Consider the following 19,142-nt stretch of genomic DNA (forward strand, 5'->3'; position numbering starts at 1 on the left):
GCGACGCACTCATGGTGCGGGTCATAATTCCCGGAGTCTCACTCCGGGAACTTCATTGAGGATCATGGTCGTCGGGAGATTTCATCGCCGACCCATATTCCCGGAGTCTCACTCCGGGAACTTCATTGAGGACAGGGGGAGTACGCCTTCCGACCCTCGGGCGCGAAAATTCCCGGAGTCTCACTCCGGGAACTTCATTGAGGAACGTCCGCACAAAAACGGGTCCGGCCATCACGCATGATTCCCGGAGTCTCACTCCGGGAACTTCATTGAGGAGCGGCGCCCGCCACGGTGTCCGTCCGCGGCTCAGATTCCCGGAGTCTCACTCCGGGAACTTCATTGAGGATCCGACCGGAAGCCGGGTCAAAGGATTCGACCCGATTCCCGGAGTCTCACTCCGGGAACTTCATTGAGGAATCGCAAACGGTGCGGGTGCGCAACCACGCCACGCAGATTCCCGGAGTCTCACTCCGGGAACTTCATTGAGGACACGCCAACTGCGGATGCACCATCGAAGTCGTCTACGATTCCCGGAGTCTCACTCCGGGAACTTCATTGAGGAGGCGGCGACAACGTCACCGGCACGGACAAGAACATGACATTCCCGGAGTCTCACTCCGGGAACTTCATTGAGGATCCTCGCGGCTGACCGTCCACAGTCCGGTGCGCCGATTCCCGGAGTCTCACTCCGGGAACTTCATTGAGGACGTCTGGGCGTGAACATCGTCGACGGCACGCCCATATTCCCGGAGTCTCACTCCGGGAACTTCATTGAGGAGACGGAAAAAATCAGAACACTCGGCCCCGGATCACTATTCCCGGAGTCTCACTCCGGGAACTTCATTGAGGACCGGTCAGCAAACGGCCCGACCTGCAGCACGATCCGGATTCCTGGAGTCTCACTCCGGGAACTTCATTGAGGAGGGCCGGATTCGCCGCGCGTGGGCGACAAGGGCGATATATTCCCGGAGTCTCACTCCGGGAACTTCATTGAGGAATGACCTTGCCGGTCGAGTCGCTGATGACGCCCTGGATTCCCGGAGTCTCACTCCGGGAACTTCATTGAGGACGGGTATACGACGGCAACAGGCGCGTCATCCTGGCGAATTCCCGGAGTCTCACTCCGGGAACTTCATTGAGGATTCTCCTTTCACGAGATTCACACTCGCACCCCATCCATTCCCGGAGTCTCACTCCGGGAACTTCATTGAGGAGGCAACCCCATCGTCCTGCCCATCGGCCGCTGCAAGGATTCCCGGAGTCTCACTCCGGGAACTTCATTGAGGAGTTTTCCACCCGGCCGCCCCCGGCGCGTAGCCGAGCATTCCCGGAGTCTCACTCCGGGAACTTCATTGAGGATGGTACTGGCGGGCCAGTCTGAGCACCATGTCGCAGAATTCCCGGAGTCTCACTCCGGGAACTTCATTGAGGAGATGCGAGCATCCACGCCACCAGCGTCGTGTACGCGATATTCCCGGAGTCTCACTCCGGGAACTTCATTGAGGATTCCATCGACAATCTGCAGGTCGGCGGTTACTTGGTGAAGATTCCCGGAGTCTCACTCCGGGAACTTCATTGAGGAAAGCGTCAGGCCGGAGGCATGCTGCTGGGCGTGCGTCATTCCCGGAGTCTCACTCCGGGAACTTCATTGAGGACTGTCGGACTGGGTGCGCGCCTGGGTGGACCCCATCATTCCCGGAGTCTCACTCCGGGAACTTCATTGAGGATGGAGGCCGCCGGCGGGCTTCATAGTCACGTCGGGCATTCCCGGAGTCTCACTCCGGGAACTTCATTGAGGAGCCTCGTTGAGGAGCTGGCCGAGCGTGAGATCGCGTATTCCCGGAGTCTCACTCCGGGAACTTCATTGAGGATCCACGTCACCGGGATTGCCTTTGTCCTCGACCGTTCCCATTCCCGGAGTCTCACTCCGGGAACTTCATTGAGGATACGCCAACGTGCGCAAGGCCTACGAGGACGCATACGGATTCCCGGAGTCTCACTCCGGGAACTTCATTGAGGACTGTACACGTCGCTGAGCTCGGGCCAACGGCAGATATTCCCGGAGTCTCACTCCGGGAACTTCATTGAGGAGCGAACCCGGACGGGGACCTATATCTGACGAAGTCGGATTCCCGGAGTCTTGCTCCGGGAATGCATTGGCCTGTGGGGTTGTGGTTTGCGGAGTGTGGCGTACCCCCTCAGTCCGGCGTCGCCGGACAGCTCCCCCTAGAAGGGGGAGCGAGGACAATGTCCGGTACGGTCGGCTTTGCCGGGCTGCTCCGCCTGAGGGAAGCGGATTGCTTGCGGCTCTCAGCCGGCGGTGCATTGTTTGTTGTGGACTCGTTCGGCGGCTTGGTCGCTGGCGTCCGATATCGCGTATTCTGGGTAGGACTTCGTGTTGCGTTGCAGGTTGGACCGGTCTCCGCCGAGGTATTTGAGCGCGTAGCTGTTCGCCAGGGCCTCGCTGTTCACGCCGACCGGCGGACGGGTCGTGCCGCACTGCTGGTAGACGAGCGCGTGGCCCATCTCGTGTTTGATCACGTCCGCATAGTACGGGGTCGTGATGTTGGACGAGTATCCGGCGTGCGCCTGGTTCACGTAGATCACGCGCGGATTCGCCGAACAGAACGCGGCCACCGTGTATTCGTCGTTGTCGGCGGAACGCGAGCAGTACTGGTAGATCTGCTGGAAATCGTAGTTCGCGCTGAGCCCCGCCGCCTGGACGATGCTTTCGCCGACGCCCAGATACGTGCCGTCGGCGCCCGGCGTGACCGGCACCGCCCTGATCGCGGCCTCCACGTCGGAGATCGTCTGTTCCGGGGGAGCGCCGCCGTCGGACTCGTAGACGGAACCATCCGAACGTTTGATGCTGATTTTGATGCCGAAATCCTCATGGTCGTTGAGCTTGCGTTCCAGCTCCTTGACTTCGTCCGACTTCGCCGCGTAGATGTCGTCGAGCTCGTCCACGCTCGTGGTGATCTCGCAGCCGAACCGCAGCGCCGCCTTGCGGTCCGTGAGGATGAGCATGAAATCGTGCACGTAATCGGCGGAATCCTGCGTGGGCTGCAGGTTCAGATCGTCGAAGATCGTGCCCGCGTCGATCTTCCGTTCGTACTTGTCGTACGTGTCATTCACGAGATCCGTATAGGAGGCGTACTGTTCGGACGCCGAACACGGGACGATGTCCTTCCCGTCGTCCGGCAGGACGCTGGAACCCGAACCGGAACCCGAGCCTCCCGAACCGGACCCCGAGCCGCCGGAACCGTTTTCGACGGCGCTCGTCAGGTCGCGTTGGATGGCGTTCACCTTCCACGCGATGCCGGCGAACACGAGTCCGAGCGTGAGGACCACGATCACGATCACGGAGATGGCCACCACGGCGACCGTCGTGCCGCTGCTCTTCCGCGGTGGTCGTCGCGGCGGCATCGGCCGGCCGCCGTACGGATATTGCGGACCGTACGGCGGTGGGTACCCCGGCCCCGCCGGATACTGCCCACTCGGGTATCGTCCGTTCGGCGACTGTGGATACTGTCCGTGCGGATTCTGCGGGTACTGCGGATTCTGGGGATATTGCGGTCCCGGGTACTGCGGAGGCGGATATGGCTGGCTCATGTCGGGTTCCCTTCTCGCCGTGTCCTCATTGAACGCGGGCGTTGTCCCCAGCATACCGCCGCGATGACGGCCATGGAAGCGCCGTCGCGGTTCCATATGGCAGCGGATGGGAGGGGATGCCGCGGCCGACAGCGGCGTGGTCTATAGTGGGACCCGGTGATCGACCCGCGTGGGCGGTCAACCGACGATCAATCACGATTCACGCGCGTGGATTCGCGGGGCGTAAGCATGCCCGCGAACGCGTGCGCCACGACAAGGGAGCATTGCATGTCCCAGCATGACGGTGTGCACGGCGAGGCCGGCGCAACCAGCGACAAGGCGACGAACAACGATACGACAAACGGCAACACGGCTGGCGCGGCCAGCACCGACGCGAGTCTCGAAGGCCGCGCGAAATCATCGAAACGACGCGGCGGCGGCAGGTCAAAGGCATGGCTGTGGTCGCTGATCGCCGTCATCGTCGTCGCGGCGCTCGTCGTCGGCGTCAACGCGTTCTTCACGAACAAGCAGGACGATGCGGACGGCACCGGAGCAGGCGCAGGCAGCGCGTCCTCGGCGAAGACGGCGGACACCGTCGCCATCGGACTGAAGCTCGCCCCCGTGAACCTCGACATCCGCCACCAGTCCGGCTCCGCGCTCGAGCAGATCCTCATCGGCAACGTGTACGAAAGCCTCGTCTCCCGCGGCTCCGACAACAAGGTGCATCCAGGCCTCGCGAAAAGCTGGGACGTGTCCAAGGACGGGCTCACCTACACGTTCCACCTGAACGACCACATGAACTTCTCCAACGGCGACACACTCGACGCCGAGGACGTGGCCTGGTCGATCAACGAGCTCAAGGCGAGGAAATACTACAACTACGACCAGGTCGCCAACCTCGACAAGGCCGAGGCCGTCGACGCGCACACGGTGAGGATCACGCTCTCCGCGCCCGACTCGAACATGCTGTGGTACCTGACCGGCCGCCCCGGCCTCGTCTACGACAAGGACGCGACCTGGGACGAAAAGACCGGCGCGCTTGGCTCCGGACCGTACACGGTCGAATCCTTCGACCCGAGCGACAAGATCGTGTTCAAGGCCAACCCGAAGTATTGGGGGACCGCGCACAAGGCGAAGACCGAGAACGTCATCATCCGCTTCCTCCCCGACGACAACGCGGGAATCAACGCGTTGAAGAGCGGCGACGTGCAGGTGCTCTCGCCGATTGCCGCCACCCTCGCCGGACCGTTCCGCGACAACCCCGACTACGTGGTCAAGGCGGGCGACGGCTCTGACAAGTTCGTGCTCGCGTTCAACATGACCGATGCCAAACTCAAGGACAAGCGCGTGCGCCAGGCCATCCGCTACGCCATCGACCACAAGCAGCTCATCGCCTCGCGCGGCGGCGTCGACGCGAAGCTCGGCGGCCCGATCCCCAAGGTCGACCCCGGCTACGAGGACCTGACCGGCGTCTACCCGCATGACGTGGCCAAGGCGAAGCGGCTCATGAAGGCCGCCGGCTACACCGAAAGCCAGCCGCTCGAGATCACTCTCACCTACGCGAACGTGTACGGCAGCGAACTCGGCGAACAGCTGCAAAGCCAGCTGGCACCCATCGGCATCGACCTGCACGTCAATCTCGTGGAGTTCTCCACCTGGCTGCAGGACGTGCACACCAACGGCGACTACGAGCTCTCCCTCGTCGACCACGCCGAAAGCCACGACTTCTACAAGTGGGCCACCCCCAGCTACTACTACCACTACGACAACACGCAGGTGCAGGACCTGTACGCGAAGGCGCTCGCCGCCACCACGGACGAGGAGGCCTCCGACTATCTCGCCAAGGCCGCGAAGATCGTCTCCGAGGACGCTCCCGCCGACTGGCTGTTCTCCTGGCGCGTCACCATCGCCTACGCGAAGGGCGTCCACGGTTTCCCGCAGAACCTCAGCCAGACCGTGCTGCCCCTGTGGCAGATCACCTACGAGAAGTGATTGAGCGGTGACGGGCCACGGGATCTCTCCCTCAGTCCGCCTATGGCGTCCAGCTCCCTCGTCAGAGGGAGCCATGATAGGAAAGGATCATCGATGCGATTCGTGATACGGCGGTTGCTGCTGTTCGTCGCGGCGTTGTTCGGCATCTCCGTGCTCGTGTTCGCCGCGCTGCGTATCCTGCCGGGCGACGTGGCCGTCGTCATGGCCGGCACCAACGCGACCGCCGCGCGCGTCGCCGAGCTGCGCGCCGAATTCGGCCTCGACCGGCCATACCCCGTCCAATACCTCGACTGGGCGGGCGGTCTCCTGCACGGCGACCTCGGCATGTCTGCGCTGACCGGCCGCGCGGTCGCCGCACAGGTCGGCCAGCGCGCCGCGATCACGTTCCCGCTCATCGTCATGAGTCTCGTCGTCGCGCTCGCCGTCGGACTGCCGCTCGGCTGCGCCGCCGTCATCACGCGGAATCGCCGACTGCGCGGATTCTTCCACGTGCTCGCCATCGCGGGCGGCGCCGTGCCCGCCCTGTGGAGCGGCCTGCTGCTGCTCCTCCTGTTCGGCCGGGGCATGGGCCTGCTCGGCGTGCTCCCGTCGCAGGGATTCCCCGCCGACGGCTGGACGGGCGCGCCCGGACGCGCGTTCGCCTCACTCGTCCTGCCCGCGCTCGCCACCGGATTCGTCGCGGCCGCCGGCATCATGCGCTACACGCGCGCCGCCTTGGAGGACATCGCCGCGGAAGGCGGTCCTGTCGACATGGCGATGGCGTGCGGCATGACGCGCACGCAGGCGCTGCTGCGAGTCGGGCTCCGCCTCGCCACCCCGCAGCTCGTCTCCGTCATCGGATTGACGTTCGCCTCGATGATCACCGGCGTCATGGTCATCGAGAACCTGTTCGCCCTGCCCGGGCTCGGCGCGTTGCTCGTCGGCGACGTCGGCAACCGCGACCTCGTCGCCGTGCAGAGCGAACTGTTCCTGCTGACCGCATTCTTCCTGACGCTCGGTCTCGTCGTCGACCTGGCGCACCGCGCGCTCGACCCGCGCCTCGCCGCCGGAGAGGAGGAATGATGGCGCGACTGCGCATCATCGCACGAACCATGTGGTCGCGCGGGACGGGACGCTATGCGCTCGTCGCGCTCGGGATCTGGCTGCTCGTCGCGCTCGTCTCCCTGTTCTGGACGCCGCGGCCGCTGCTGGAGACCGACGGCTACCATGTGTGGGCCGTGCCGTCGTCCTCGCACTGGCTCGGCACCGACGGCACCGGTGCCGACGTGCTGAGCTGGCTGATGGCCGGTTCTCGCACGAACCTCGCCATCGCCGCGCTCACCGTCGTCTGCTCGGGCGCGCTGGGACTGCTGCTCGTCGGGCTCATGGTCGCGCGCTCGAACGCGCTCGCTTCCATCTCCGTCGCCGTCGTCGACGCGCTCATCTCCATCCCCACCGTGCTCATCGCGCTGCTGCTCGCCGTGCCGTTCGGCGCGTCCGCCGCGGTCGTCGTCGGCGCCTGCTCGATCGCCTACGGACTGAACCTCGCCCGCGTCGCGCGGCCCGCCGCACTGCTCGCCGCACGCTCGCAGTACGTCGAATCGGCGCGCGCGAACGGTGCCGGCGGCTTCGGCGTGCTCGTGAGGCACATCGTGCCGAACATCACGCCGGTGCTCGCCGTGCAGCTGTCCATGTCCGCCGGAACGTCCGTGCTCGCTGAGGCGGGACTCACGTACCTTGGCGTGGGTGTCGGCGCGGGCGTGCCCAGTTGGGGGCACTCGCTCGCCACATCGGTCAAACTCATCAACGTGTTCCCGCTGACCGTCCTGTGGCCGGGACTCGTCGTCACGCTCGTCGTCGTCGCGTTGAACCTGTTCGGCGACGCGCTGCGCGACGCCGCCGACCCGGTCGCGAATCCCGCGTTGCGGGCGGCGGTCGCGACGGCGGTTCCGCATGACGCCGGTCGAAAGGAGGCTCCCGATGGCCGTTGAGATTTCCGGCCTGCACGTCGCGCTCGGCGCGAAGGAGATCGTGCACGGCGTGGACCTGCATATCGGCGACGGGGAGCGCGTCGGCCTCATCGGGTCGTCCGGCTCCGGCAAATCGATGATCGCGAAATCGCTGCTCGGACTGCTGCCGCGCGAGGCGGCGTTGTCCGGCGCGATCACGATGGGAGACACGGCGATCCTCACGTCGGGCGGCGCTGCGTCCGTCTACGCGGACGAGCGCACACTCGCCGACCTGCGCGGGCGATACGTGGGCGTCGTGTTCCAGAACCCGACGCGCGCGCTCAACCCGGTGATGACCGTCGCGCAGATCGTCGGGCTGCCGCTCTACCTGCATTACGATCTGACGCTCGCCGAACGCGTGGACCGCATCAAGGCGATGCTCGACAAGGTCGGCCTGCCGCAGGACGCGCTGCTCAAACGGCCGCACGAACTGTCGGGCGGGCAACGGCAGCGCGTCGGCATCGCCGCGGCGCTCGTCACGTCGCCACGACTCATCATCGCCGACGAACCGACCACCGCGCTCGACTCGATCACGCAACGCCAGATCGTCGACCTGCTCGTCTCGCTCGTCGACGACGCGGGCGCGTCCATGCTGTTCATCACCCATGATTTCGCCGTGCTGCAACGCGCCACCACGCGGTGCTATGTGCTCGACGCGGGACGCATCGTCGAATCCGGGTCGACCGCCGACCTGCTCGCCGCGCCCCAGGCCGCGCCGACCCGTGAACTCGTCGCCGCCGCACGCACACTCACGCTGGAGGTGCACCATGACTGAACCGTTGCTCGCCGCCCGTCATGTCGACGCGTCGTTCGCCGCGCGCGACATGCACGCCGGACTGCGCGGTCTGACGCGGCTGTTCGCGCGTCCGACGCGTCGTCAGGTGCTGTTCGACGTGTCCGCCGAGGTGCGTGCGGGGGAGTGCCTTGCCGTGATCGGCGCGTCCGGTTCGGGCAAGACCACGCTGACGCGCATCATGCTGGGACTCGGCGCCGCCGACTCCGGTGAGATCGCATACCGGGGGGAGCCGGTCTCGCACGGCTCCGCCGGCATGCGCGCCTTGCGTGCCGAATCGTCGATCGTGTTCCAGGACCCGTATGGCTCGCTCGACCCGCGGTGGACGGTGGAACGCTCCGTGTCCGAACCGTTGTGGCTGCGCCGTCGCGCGCTTGGCTACGCGTTCGACGAGGTCGGCGCGAAGACCGTGCAGGCGTTGGCGCGAGTCGGCCTCGACCCGCGCGAGTTCCTGAACCGCTACCCGTGCGACCTGTCCGGCGGGCAGGCGCAGCGCGTCGCCATCGCACGCGCCATCGTCAACGAGCCGAAGGTGATTCTCGCCGATGAGCCGATGAGCGCCATCGACGTGGCCGCCCGTGTGCGGATCCTGGAGACGCTGCAGTCGATCGTGCACGGCTCCGGGGCCGCCGGCGGGCGGGATGAGCGTCCGGCGTTGATCGTCGTCTCGCATGATCTGGGCGTGGTCCAGCACATCGCCGACCGCATCCTCGTGCTGCACGGCGGCCGCGTCGAGGAGACCGGCCCCACCGCGCAGGTATTGGGGTCGCCGCGGTCCGACTACACGCGCCGCCTCATCGAGGCCGCTTCGCTGTAACGTCCCGCGATATGGGCTGGTGGCGGATGGCTCCTACATCCGTGCTTTGACCATGCCCACCACGTCGGCGTTGATCTCACGGATACGCGGATCGGCGAGCATCTCGTCCACGGTCATCCAACGGCAGTCCTTCGAGTCCACGTGGAACCGGTCGGCCTTCCAAGCTTCGGGCATGTGCGTGACGTCGGCTTTGTAGAGAACGTAATCATAGAACCGTGTCTCGTGGTGCTCCGCCGACCATTTCTCGTGGGACTCTCCGCCTACGCGCGTGAGCGTGAAATCCGCCTGCGGGATGTCGAATCCGCGCGACAAGTATTCCGTCAGCGTGCGAAGGTTCTCGGACTCGTCGTCGCGCGTCGCGTGGTTGGGGAAGAAGTCGCAGTCCCAGCCGGTGTCGTGGTAGAGCAGATACCGGTTGCCGTCGTTGACGGCGATGATGCTGCTTCGTATCTCCGTGCGGTCCAAATCGATCAGCTCCCTGTACAGATTCCCGGCGTTGTAGCCTTTGCTCCAAGTAATGATAGTGGACAGTACGGCGTATACGGTGACCGCGACGGCGATCGCGACGAATCCGAACCGCCACCATATGCCCATGGACGTCGTGCACGCGGTCAGTATGAGGAACAACCCTTCCGCGACCGCGGTCAGATGCGTTTCCCGGTGTCCGAATCCGATTCGCTCCCGTCGTCGTTCGAGCAGATAGCGGAGTCTCGTCGAATCGATGCGCAACAGCATTGTCGCCTCCTTTCGGCTGGTTTTCGTAGGCGTGCGGGTGGAATGGCGCTCTATCTATCGGTAATGATATTGATAAACTATCAATAAATATATCATTGTTGAAGTCCGGGTGGGTTTGGCGTGTCGATATGGCACGTCGCATTTGACGGCGCGATTGGTTGGTTATATGGTTAGTTAAACAAGTAACTAACTGACTAACTAACAAGGTTGCTTGCATCGGATTATTCATCAGGCTGCAAGGAGGTCATCATGAAGATCCAAGGGCGATATGCGGCGATCGCGGTCGTGTGCGCGATGCTGATCCCGCTGGCGGGATTGTCGGTCAATGCGCGCGGCGATGCGCTGGGCGAACCGGCTTCGACCTCCGCGGCCGCACGGCCGGCGGATGCGTTGGAGCCGGTCGTGCCCGACGACGTCCAGAAGACGTATGCGTCCGAGATCGCGCGGCTGCGCGACACCGTCTCCAGTGCCGAGGCCAGGCAAGTGCTGGCCGACGGCGTCATCACGCAGGACGAGCTGTCCGGTCTCACCGCCGGATACACGCAGTGTCTCGCCGCCAAGGGCATCCGATGGGTCGAACCCACCGAGCCGGTCTACGCCGCCAAGGCCGACTACAACACCCTGCCCACCGGGCCGGTCGTCAAAAACGCCGACGGCACCTTCTCCGGCAACGAGGAGGTCGCGGCGTGCGGCGAGCGATACGGGTACGATGAGGTCTTCGACCTGTATGACGACATGCGCGCCAATCCGGCCAAAACCGCCTGGGAGTGACGCCGCCCGTGGCCGTGCGCAAACGCCGCGCGCATGGCCACGGACCCACCATGAACGGAGTTGAAGCCACATGCGATTCGATTTTTCGGGGACCACGCCGCTGTTCCGTCAGGTGGCCGAACAGCTGGGCGAGGCGATCGTCTCCGGGGCCTTCGCCGAAGGCGAGCAGGTGCCCAGCACCACGGAGATCTCCACCACGTACAAGATCAACCCGGCCACCGTGCTCAAAGGCATGAACCTGCTCGTCGACCAGGGGCTGCTGGAGAAGCGCCGCGGGCTCGGCATGTTCGTCACCGCCGGGGCCAGGCGCAAGGCCGGCGACGCCAAACGCGACGAATTCCTCACCACGCGCGTCGGCGCATTCATCGCCGAGGCGAAACGGCTCGGCATCGGCGCCGACGAACTCAAGGACATCATCGACAGGGGATACCGATCATGAGCCTCATCATCAACGACCTGACCAAGACCTTCCACAAGGCGTCCGCGCCGGCCCTCGACCACGTGAACCTCACGCTCGAACCGGGCATCCACGGCCTGTTCGGCCGCAACGGCGCCGGCAAAAGCACGCTGCTCGCCACCATCGCCAACCGGCTCCTGCCCACATCCGGCGACGTCGAACTCGACGGCGAGGACGTGCGCGACAACGAGCACGCGCAGGCGCGCATCCACCTCGTCAACGAGACGCTCCCGTTCCTGTTCGGCATGCACGTCTCCTCGTTCCTCAAGCGCGAAGGCCGCTACTACGGCGGCATCGACGGCGAGGCGGCCGATCGCATGCTCGCCGCGTTCGGCATCAAGGCGAACGCCTCATACGGCGGGCTTTCGCTCGGCCAACGCCAGATCGTGCGCCTCGTCTCCGGCCTGTGCCTGCCCGTCGACGTGCTGCTGCTCGACGAACCGGTCAACGGGCTCGACGCGGCGAACCGCGAACGCTTCTACCGGCTTCTCATCGCATCGTTCGCCGAACGGCCGCGCGTCATCGTCGTCTCCACGCACATCATCGACGAGGTCGCGCAGGTCGTCGAACGCGCCGTCATCCTCGACCGTGGCCGGGTCGTCGACGCGTTCGACGCCGGCGACGTCGCCTCCCGCGCCACCGTACTCGTCGGCGACGAGACGAGCGTGCACGCGTTCGTCCACGCGGAAGGACTGCAGCCGGTCGCGGTCGAGCGCATGGGGCGTCTCGCCACCGTCACCGTGCGCGGCCACGTGGACGAACGCGACGTGCCCGACGGCATCGCCGTGAGCGGGCTCGGCCTGCAGGACTACTTCATCCGCGTGACCGGCGACGGCGGTGTTGCGGGGAATACGGCCGACGACGATGCCATCGACGAGACCGACGATTCTTCTGGTGTCGTCGGTGCCGGAACGGAGAAAGACGAGGTGTCGCGATGACTGCGATGACGAAAAGAACAACGTCGGGCGATGCGCGAAGCGACGTGCATGCCGATGGCGTGGCGGTGCGGACGGCGCGGCGTCATCGGGCCGGCCGGCAGACGCGCGTCATGATGCGGCGATGCGCGGGACTGTATGCGGCGGTGCTCGGCGTGGGCGTCGTGATGGCCGCGATCGGCGGCGGCGTGCGGTATCTCACCCTGCAGGGGCACTGGCATGTGCGGATGCCGTATGCGTTTGACGACATCATGATGGGCGCCGGCGCCGCCGACATCGAATCATTGATGGGGCTGATGCTGTTCGCCGCCGGGCTGGTCTGGTTCCTGGCGTTCGTGGGGCCGGAACTGTGCCACGGCGTGGACCGGCGCTCGCTGACGTTCGCGCCGGCCGCATGCGGTGTGGCAGCCAGCGCCCTGTCGGCGGTGGCGATGACCGCGCTGGAATACGGGTTGGTGGATCGCGTTCGGCAAGGTTCCGTCGAGGTGACGGCCGGCGCATCCCCGGTCTACGGCTGGTGGGGCAACGACCTCTACCAGACGCCGTTCTCCTACCGGTTCCTGTACGCATGGCAGTATATTCCGGCCTCCACGGGCGGCGTCTCGAAGGTGTCGGGCATCATCCCCGGCGGATGGCTGTTCATGGGCGTGGCCTGCTTCGCGCTGATGCTCGCCGCCGCGGCGCTGGGGCTGCTCGTCGGTGCGGCCACCGCATGGGCGTGTTCGGGCGGGGCGAAGCGGCTCGCGGCATCCGTGGGCGTGGTCGTCATCGCATACGTGGCGGCGATGCGGCTGTTCCTCTTCAACGGTTCCGTGAAACTGGCCTGGCTGGCGCAGGCCATGACCGGCGAAGTCATCCGGTACGAATCGAACTGGAACGAATGGCATCTGTACGTCGCATGGATACCGTTCGCCGAAGCGGTGGCGCTGTTCGCCGTATGCGTGGCCGTGGCGCGCCGGCTCACGATGCGACGCGAGGTCCACGCCGCGCGGCGGTGGGTGATCTGACTGCTCGACTGATGGGGATTCATGCCTGATGATGCCCCTGCCTCGATTGTGTGGCCCGTGCCGTTGCCGGTATGGGCCACATGTCGTCTCCGGCAGCCGGCTTCGCCGGCAGCTCCCTCGTCAGAGGGAGCCAAGCCGAACCTGTCCACGATATGGGCGTTTGAAGTGTTCTCGACACGCTGGCGGGGAGGGAGGTGGTATCGTGTGAGGCATGCAGATTCTCATGTGTTGTTGTCGCTAACCGACGCCCCCGGGCGGACGGTCAGTGACGCATAACTTGAGACAGGGCATTCGAATGCGGCAGGGGAATCGCCGCGATTTTCGTTTCGGATTTCACGCACGTAGGTATCCATCGGTATCACGTCGATTATTGGCACGTTGGGGGTGCCGATACTCCTGACGGAATCCGTGAAGGAAGCATCATCGAACTCGCGCATGGCACGCGAACCACCCGTCATCACAGCCAACGCACCACTCCAGACCGTCTCGCAGGGGAACGCCGGTTCACGACGACAACCGACATCCCATCCCAACCCGACCGACCCGCAACGGAACCACAAGGAAACGAGACGATCATGACCATCGCGAACAGCACCGCCGACCTCATCGGCGACACCCCGCTCGTCAGACTCAACCGCATCCCCGCCGAAGACGGCGTCCGCGCCACCATCGCCGTGAAGATCGAATACATGAACCCGGGCGGCTCCTCCAAGGACCGCATCGCCGCGCGCATCATCGACGCGGCCGAACGCTCCGGCGAACTGAAGCCCGGCGGCGTCATCGTCGAACCCACGTCCGGCAACACCGGCGTCGGACTCGCCATGGTCGCCCAGCAACGCGGCTACCGCGCCATCTTCACCCTGCCCGACAAGGTCTCCGAATCGAAGCGCGCCGTACTGCGCGCGTACGGCGCCGAAGTGGTCGTCACCCCCACCGACGCCGGCCCCGACGACCCGCGCTCCTACTACCAGGTGGCCGAACGCCTCGCCAAGGCCATCCCCGGCGGCTACCGGCCCAACCAGTACGACAACCCGAACGGACCGGCCAGCCACTACGCCACCACCGGCCCCGAGATCTGGCGCGACACCGACGGCAAGGTCACGCACTTCGTGGCCGGCGTCGGCACCGGCGGCACCATCTCCGGCACCGGGCGCTACCTCAAGGAGGCGTCCGACGGGCGCGTCGTGGTCGTCGGATCCGACCCGGAAGGCTCCATCTACTCCGCGGCCGATCCCGCCGACGTACACCAGTACGACATCGAAGGCGTCGGCGAGGACTTCTACCCGGAGGCCTACGACCGTGCCATCCCCGACGAGATCGTCAAGGCGAACGACGCCGAAGCGTTCGAGATGACCCGGCGTCTCGCCGGCGAGGAGGCGCTGCTCGTCGGCGGATCCTCCGGCATGGCCGTCGCCAGCGCCGTCAAGTACGCGAAGACGCACGACCTCGACGAGAACCAGCTCGTCGTCGTGCTCGCCCCCGACTCCGGCCGCAGCTACCTGGAGAAGATCTTCGACGACGACTGGATGCGCGCCAACGGCTACGGCGACGTGGTCGAACGGACCGCACGCCCTTCGCTCGTCGAGCAGTACCTGTAGCCGGGCGGGGCGGACCGGTGCGCGCAGCCGCCCCGACCCGCCCGCCATGTCCCCGACATCGCCGGAACTCACATACCCGTCATCACCAATATCGATAACAACCACGCCGGTCCGCACGGGCCGGAGACGTATCCTCGGATACGACCCATCTGAAAGGAACACCATGTCCGCCGAATACAACACCCAGTTCGCCGACACCGCCCTCGCCACCCGCGCCATCCACGCCGGACAGGAGCCCGACCCGACCACCGGCGCCGTCGTCACGCCCATCTACGCCACATCCACGTTCAAGCAGGACGGCGTGCTCGGCCTTCGTGGCGGCCACGACTACTCGCGTTCCATCAACCCGACGCGCACCAGCTTCGACGAACAGCTCGCCGCCGTCGAAGGAGCGAAATACGCGCTCTCCTTCTCCTCCGGTCTCGCCGCCATCGACGTGCTCCTGCGCTCCACCCTGAAGCCCGGCGACAACATCCTCCTCGGCAACGACGTGTACGGCGGCACCTACCGTCTGCTCGCCAAGGTGTTCGTGCCGTGGGGCGTCGGCCTCGACGTGGTCGACATCACCAACCCGCAGGCCGTCGAAACGGCGCTCGCCGCCAAGCCGTACCGCTACATCTGGGTCGAGACCCCGTCCAATCCGCTGCTCAACATCACCGACATCGCCCTGACCGCCGAACTCGCGCACGAGCACGGCGCCAAGGTCGTCGTCGACAACACGTTCGCCTCGCCCGCGCTCCAGCACCCGCTCGACGACGGCGCCGACGCGGTCGTCTACTCGACCACCAAGTACATCGGCGGCCATTCCGACGTGGTCGGCGGCGCCGTCGTCCTCAACGACGCCGCCGTGCGCGACCAGGTCGCGTTCCTGCAGAACGCGGCCGGCGCCGTGCCCTCCCCGTTCGACTCCTGGCTCGACATCCGAGGACTCAAGACCCTCGACCTGCGCGTCAAGCGCCACTCCGCCAACGCGCTCAAGGTCGCCCAGTGGCTCGAATCCCAGCCGTCCGACGTGATCGAACGCGTCTGGTACCCGGGTCTCGAATCCCATCCGGGCCATGAGACCGCCGCGCGCCAGATGCACGGCGGCTTCGGCGGCATCGTCTCCGTGCAGCTCGCCGCAGGCGCCGAGGCGGCGAAGCGCTTCGTCGACCATACGGCCATCTTCACGCTCGCCGAATCGCTCGGCGGCGTCGAAAGCCTCATCGAGGTGCCCGCCGCCATGACCCACGCCTCCGTGTCCGGCACCACCCTGCAGGTGCCCGACAACCTGATCCGCATCTCCGTCGGCATCGAGGACGCCGACGACCTCATCGCCGACCTCGACCAGGCGCTGGCCCGGCTGTGACCCCACCCACATGCCCCATGGTGCGGTGAACATCCCATGGTGCGGTATCCCAAAACGGCTTCATTCCGCCGTTGTGGAGAAAGTGTGTTGCCGCACCAAGGGGAATGTATGGTGGAACCATGACTGGACAGACGGTTGATGCGCATGCGGCGGCGCTCGGGGCGCTGGAACGGTACTTCGGCTACGGATCGTTCCGCCCCGGGCAGGACGGCGTGGTCGACGCGCTTCTTCATGGGCGCGACGTGCTCGCCGTCATGCCCACCGGCGCCGGCAAATCCGTGTGCTACCAGATACCGGCCGCTTTGCTGCCCGGCGTCACCATCGTCATCTCGCCGCTCATCTCCCTCATGCAGGACCAGGTCGACTCGCTGAACGACCAGGGCCTGCCGGCGGCGTTCGTCAACGGCATGCAGGCGCCGGACGAGCAGTCGATGGTGCTCGCCCAGGCGGCGTCCGGGCAGGTGAAGCTCCTGTACGTCGCCCCGGAACGGCTCGAGACCGGACGGTTCCGCGATTTCGCTTCTCGCACGCCGATCTCGTTCGTCGCCGTCGACGAGGCGCACTGCGTCTCCCAATGGGGCCAGGATTTCCGCTCCTCGTATCTCGGCATCGGCGACTTCATCCGCTCGCTGCCGCGCCGTCCGGTCGTCGGCGCATTCACCGCCACCGCCACCGAGAAGGTGCGTCGCGACATCGTCGGCCTGCTCGGGTTGGTCTCGCCACAGGTGACGGTCACCGGATTCGACCGGCCGAACCTGTATTTCGACGTCATCAACATGGAGCGCAAACGCAAGGCCGCGTGGATCGTGGACTACGTGGCCACGCATCCGGACGAATCCGGCATCGTGTACTGCTCCACGCGCAAGGAGACCGAACAGCTCGCCAACACGTTGAACCAGTCGGTCCCGCAGCGTCCCGGCGCGGGCGGTGCGTCCGGCGCGGGTCCGGGGACGGGGGAGCGCGGGCCCGTCGCCGTCGCCTACCACGGCGGCATGAGCCCGGAGGTCCGGGCCAGGGCGCAGCGGGATTTCGTGACCGACCGGGTTCCTGTCGTCGTCGCCACGAACGCGTTCGGCATGGGCATCGACAAATCGAACGTGCGCTATGTGATCCACCACAACATGCCCGAATCCATCGAAGCCTACTACCAGGAGGCCGGTCGTGCGGGGCGTGACGGCGAACCCAGCCGGTGCACGCTGCTGTGGAACGATTCCGACATCGGCACGCGCCGCCGTCTGCTGGAATCGGACCACGACAACGAGCGCATGACTCCCGAGGAGCAGGAGATCGCGCGCCGCAACCGCCGCCGATTGCTCGACGGCATGATCGGCTATTGCCGCACCACCGAATGTCTTCATCGGTACATGACCCGCTACTTCGGGCAGGAGGACGGTCCTGCCGCGGCGGGCGGCTCCGGCGAGGCGGGGGATGCGACCGTCAAGTGCGGCGCGTGCGCGAACTGCGAACGCACGTTCACCACCATCGACGTGACCGACATCGCGCGCAACATCAGCCGCTGCGTGCACGATGTGACGTTCGACCACGACGAGCTGGGGCGGGAGACCACGCCGTACCCGGTGCGTGACGGTCTGGGCTCCGGCAAGATCGTGAAGATCCTGCGCGGTTCGCAGGCGCGGGATCTCGCCTGGCTCAACCCGGAACGCATGCCGAGCTTCGGCACGTTGAAGGACGTGCCGGAGAGGCGTGTACGCGACGTGCTCAGCCAGATGGCCACCGACGGTTATCTCGCCATCAGCGACGGGAGTCTGCCGATCGTCCGCTTCGGCACCCGTGCGGTGGAGACGGTATCACCGGACTTCCACTATGAGATCAAACGCGTGGAACGCAAGGCCGTGCGCTCCGACGGCGGCGCGTCCGGCGGTGGTCGGATGCGCCGGTTCGGCGTCTCTGCCGGTTCGGCGTCCTCCACCGTGTTCGGCGCGGCGGGCACGAACGGTCCCGTCGATGCGGACGCCTACGTGCCGGGCGACGAGGAGGAGGCGCTGTTCCAGCGTCTGCGCGAATTGCGCAAGACCATCGCGCAGGAGATCGGCAAGCCGCCGTACATCGTGTTCTCCGACCGCACGTTGCGCGACATGGCGCGCATCAAACCGGCCGACGATGCGCAGTTCCTCGCGGTCAACGGTGTGGGCGAGCGCAAGCTCCAGGCGTACGGCGCACGGTTCATGGAGGCGATCGCCGCGTTCGGCGGAGCGGCCTGAGCCGGACCGTGTAGGCTTGGGGCGGTCTTGAGTATAACGAGCGTCTATAACGATGGCCGGATGCGACGGGCCGCCCGCCGACGATCGGCGACTAGGATGGGCGGCGGATACGCCGGTGGCACGCGGACGCGTGCCGTCGCGGCGTATGCGGAAAGGAACGAACATGGCGGAGAAGACCGACAAGCCGGTGGTGGAGAGCTTCCAGCTCGACCATACGAAGGTGAAGGCGCCGTACGTGCGCTACATCGACACGGAGAAGGGTCCCCACGGCGACGTGATCTCCAACTACGACCTGCGCCTCGTGCAGCCGAACGAGAACGCGATCCCGACGGCCGGACTGCACACGATCGAGCACACAATCGCCGTGCTGCTGCGCGAACGCATCGACGGCTACATCGACTGCTCGCCGTTCGGCTGCCGCACCGGCTTCCACCTGCTCACCTGGGGCGAGCACCCCACCGAGGAGGTCGCCAAGGCGCTGAAGGAGTCGCTGGAGTTCATCGCCTACAAGGCCACGTGGGACGACGTGCCGGCCACCACGATCGAAAGCTGCGGCAACTACCGCGACCACAGCCTGTTCACCGCGAAGGAATGGTGCAAGGACATCCTCGCCAAGGGCATCAGCTCCGATCCGTTCGAACGCAAGGTCGTCTGAGAGAACGGTCGGGGCGCTGGGGCGTCGGGGCGTTTCCGTCGTCAGGACGCCTTTCGATCGTCGCCGGAAGGTCAGGGAACATTCAGCCGGTCCACGGGAAACCCGCGGTGTTTGTGAGGCGGGCATGGTAGCGTAGCGCGTCAGTTGATTGTTTCCGATCGAATCCCCGTGCGGGGCTCTCGCGCGACCGTGAGGTGAGGTGTGGTGTCCGATTCCAATGCGTCGTCCCGTCG

The 19,142-nt window shown here is 65.8% G+C and carries 15 protein-coding genes and 1 CRISPR repeat array (1 of these 16 only partly in view); of the genes, 13 read left to right on the forward strand and 2 right to left on the reverse strand.

The genetic code is table 11. The features are described 5' to 3' along the window. Positions 1-2,091: direct repeats of the CRISPR family, unit length 36 nt; unit sequence ATTCCCGGAGTCTCACTCCGGGAACTTCATTGAGGA (it extends 1,349 nt beyond the left edge of the window). 219 nt (positions 2,092-2,310) lie between these two features. After that, entirely contained in the window at positions 2,311-3,375 is a 1,065-nt protein-coding gene (locus AC1AYP_RS09375; protein ID WP_476503333.1) for a hypothetical protein, read from the reverse strand. A gap of 504 nt (positions 3,376-3,879) precedes the next feature. Between AC1AYP_RS09375 and AC1AYP_RS09380 the strand changes: the two genes are divergently transcribed. From AC1AYP_RS09380 to AC1AYP_RS09400, 5 genes are all read left to right on the forward strand, one after another. Continuing rightward, positions 3,880-5,583, forward strand: a complete 1,704-nt coding sequence (locus tag AC1AYP_RS09380) for an ABC transporter substrate-binding protein (RefSeq protein WP_476545127.1) — start codon at positions 3,880-3,882, stop codon at positions 5,581-5,583. Between the two features lie 93 nt (positions 5,584-5,676). Then, positions 5,677-6,645 (forward strand): ABC transporter permease, encoded by a 969-nt coding sequence (locus AC1AYP_RS09385; RefSeq protein WP_476545125.1) that lies wholly within the window; start codon positions 5,677-5,679, stop codon positions 6,643-6,645. A 29-nt stretch (positions 6,646-6,674) separates the two neighbouring features. Further along, entirely contained in the window at positions 6,675-7,553 is an 879-nt protein-coding gene (locus AC1AYP_RS09390) for an ABC transporter permease (RefSeq protein ID WP_476545130.1), read from the forward strand. Next, complete coding sequence (locus AC1AYP_RS09395) at positions 7,543-8,346, forward strand: ATP-binding cassette domain-containing protein (protein WP_476547669.1); 804 nt, start codon at positions 7,543-7,545, stop codon at positions 8,344-8,346. Before AC1AYP_RS09390 ends, AC1AYP_RS09395 begins: the two co-directional genes overlap by 11 nt. A 49-nt stretch (positions 8,347-8,395) precedes the next feature. After that, complete coding sequence (locus AC1AYP_RS09400; RefSeq protein WP_476547712.1) at positions 8,396-9,181, forward strand: ABC transporter ATP-binding protein; 786 nt, start codon at positions 8,396-8,398, stop codon at positions 9,179-9,181. 33 nt (positions 9,182-9,214) lie between these two features. Here AC1AYP_RS09400 and AC1AYP_RS09405 read toward each other — a convergent pair whose 3' ends face one another. Continuing rightward, positions 9,215-9,916, reverse strand: coding sequence for a DUF1206 domain-containing protein (locus AC1AYP_RS09405; protein ID WP_476547671.1), 702 nt, complete (start codon positions 9,914-9,916; stop codon positions 9,215-9,217). A gap of 249 nt (positions 9,917-10,165) precedes the next feature. Here AC1AYP_RS09405 and AC1AYP_RS09410 point away from each other — a divergent pair, with 249 nt between their 5' ends. From AC1AYP_RS09410 to AC1AYP_RS09445, 8 genes are all read left to right on the forward strand, one after another. Then, complete coding sequence (locus AC1AYP_RS09410; protein ID WP_476547675.1) at positions 10,166-10,687, forward strand: hypothetical protein; 522 nt, start codon at positions 10,166-10,168, stop codon at positions 10,685-10,687. 70 nt (positions 10,688-10,757) lie between these two features. Next, a complete protein-coding gene (locus AC1AYP_RS09415; protein WP_476503340.1) occupies positions 10,758-11,126 on the forward strand; it encodes a GntR family transcriptional regulator in 369 nt (122 codons plus the stop codon). After that, positions 11,123-12,082, forward strand: a complete 960-nt coding sequence (locus AC1AYP_RS09420) for an ATP-binding cassette domain-containing protein (RefSeq protein ID WP_476547677.1) — start codon at positions 11,123-11,125, stop codon at positions 12,080-12,082. The genes AC1AYP_RS09415 and AC1AYP_RS09420 overlap by 4 nt, the downstream gene beginning before the upstream one ends. A 5-nt stretch (positions 12,083-12,087) precedes the next feature. Continuing rightward, positions 12,088-13,086, forward strand: a complete 999-nt coding sequence (locus tag AC1AYP_RS09425) for a hypothetical protein (protein ID WP_476547679.1) — start codon at positions 12,088-12,090, stop codon at positions 13,084-13,086. Between the two features lie 575 nt (positions 13,087-13,661). Beyond that, a complete protein-coding gene (locus AC1AYP_RS09430) occupies positions 13,662-14,684 on the forward strand; it encodes a pyridoxal-phosphate dependent enzyme (RefSeq protein ID WP_476503343.1) in 1,023 nt (340 codons plus the stop codon). Between the two features lie 163 nt (positions 14,685-14,847). Beyond that, positions 14,848-16,032: a cystathionine gamma-synthase gene (locus AC1AYP_RS09435; protein ID WP_476547680.1), complete on the forward strand. Its 1,185-nt coding sequence runs from the start codon at positions 14,848-14,850 to the stop codon at positions 16,030-16,032. Positions 16,033-16,151: 119 nt separating this feature from the next. Continuing rightward, a complete protein-coding gene (locus AC1AYP_RS09440) occupies positions 16,152-18,254 on the forward strand; it encodes a RecQ family ATP-dependent DNA helicase (protein WP_476547682.1) in 2,103 nt (700 codons plus the stop codon). A gap of 163 nt (positions 18,255-18,417) precedes the next feature. Continuing rightward, the gene (locus AC1AYP_RS09445) at positions 18,418-18,909 is read left to right on the forward strand and encodes an S-ribosylhomocysteine lyase (RefSeq protein WP_034526894.1); all 492 of its coding nucleotides are present in this window, start codon (positions 18,418-18,420) and stop codon (positions 18,907-18,909) included. Positions 18,910-19,142 lie beyond the last annotated feature (233 nt).

Source organism: Bifidobacterium sp. LH_424, from assembly GCF_056356895.1.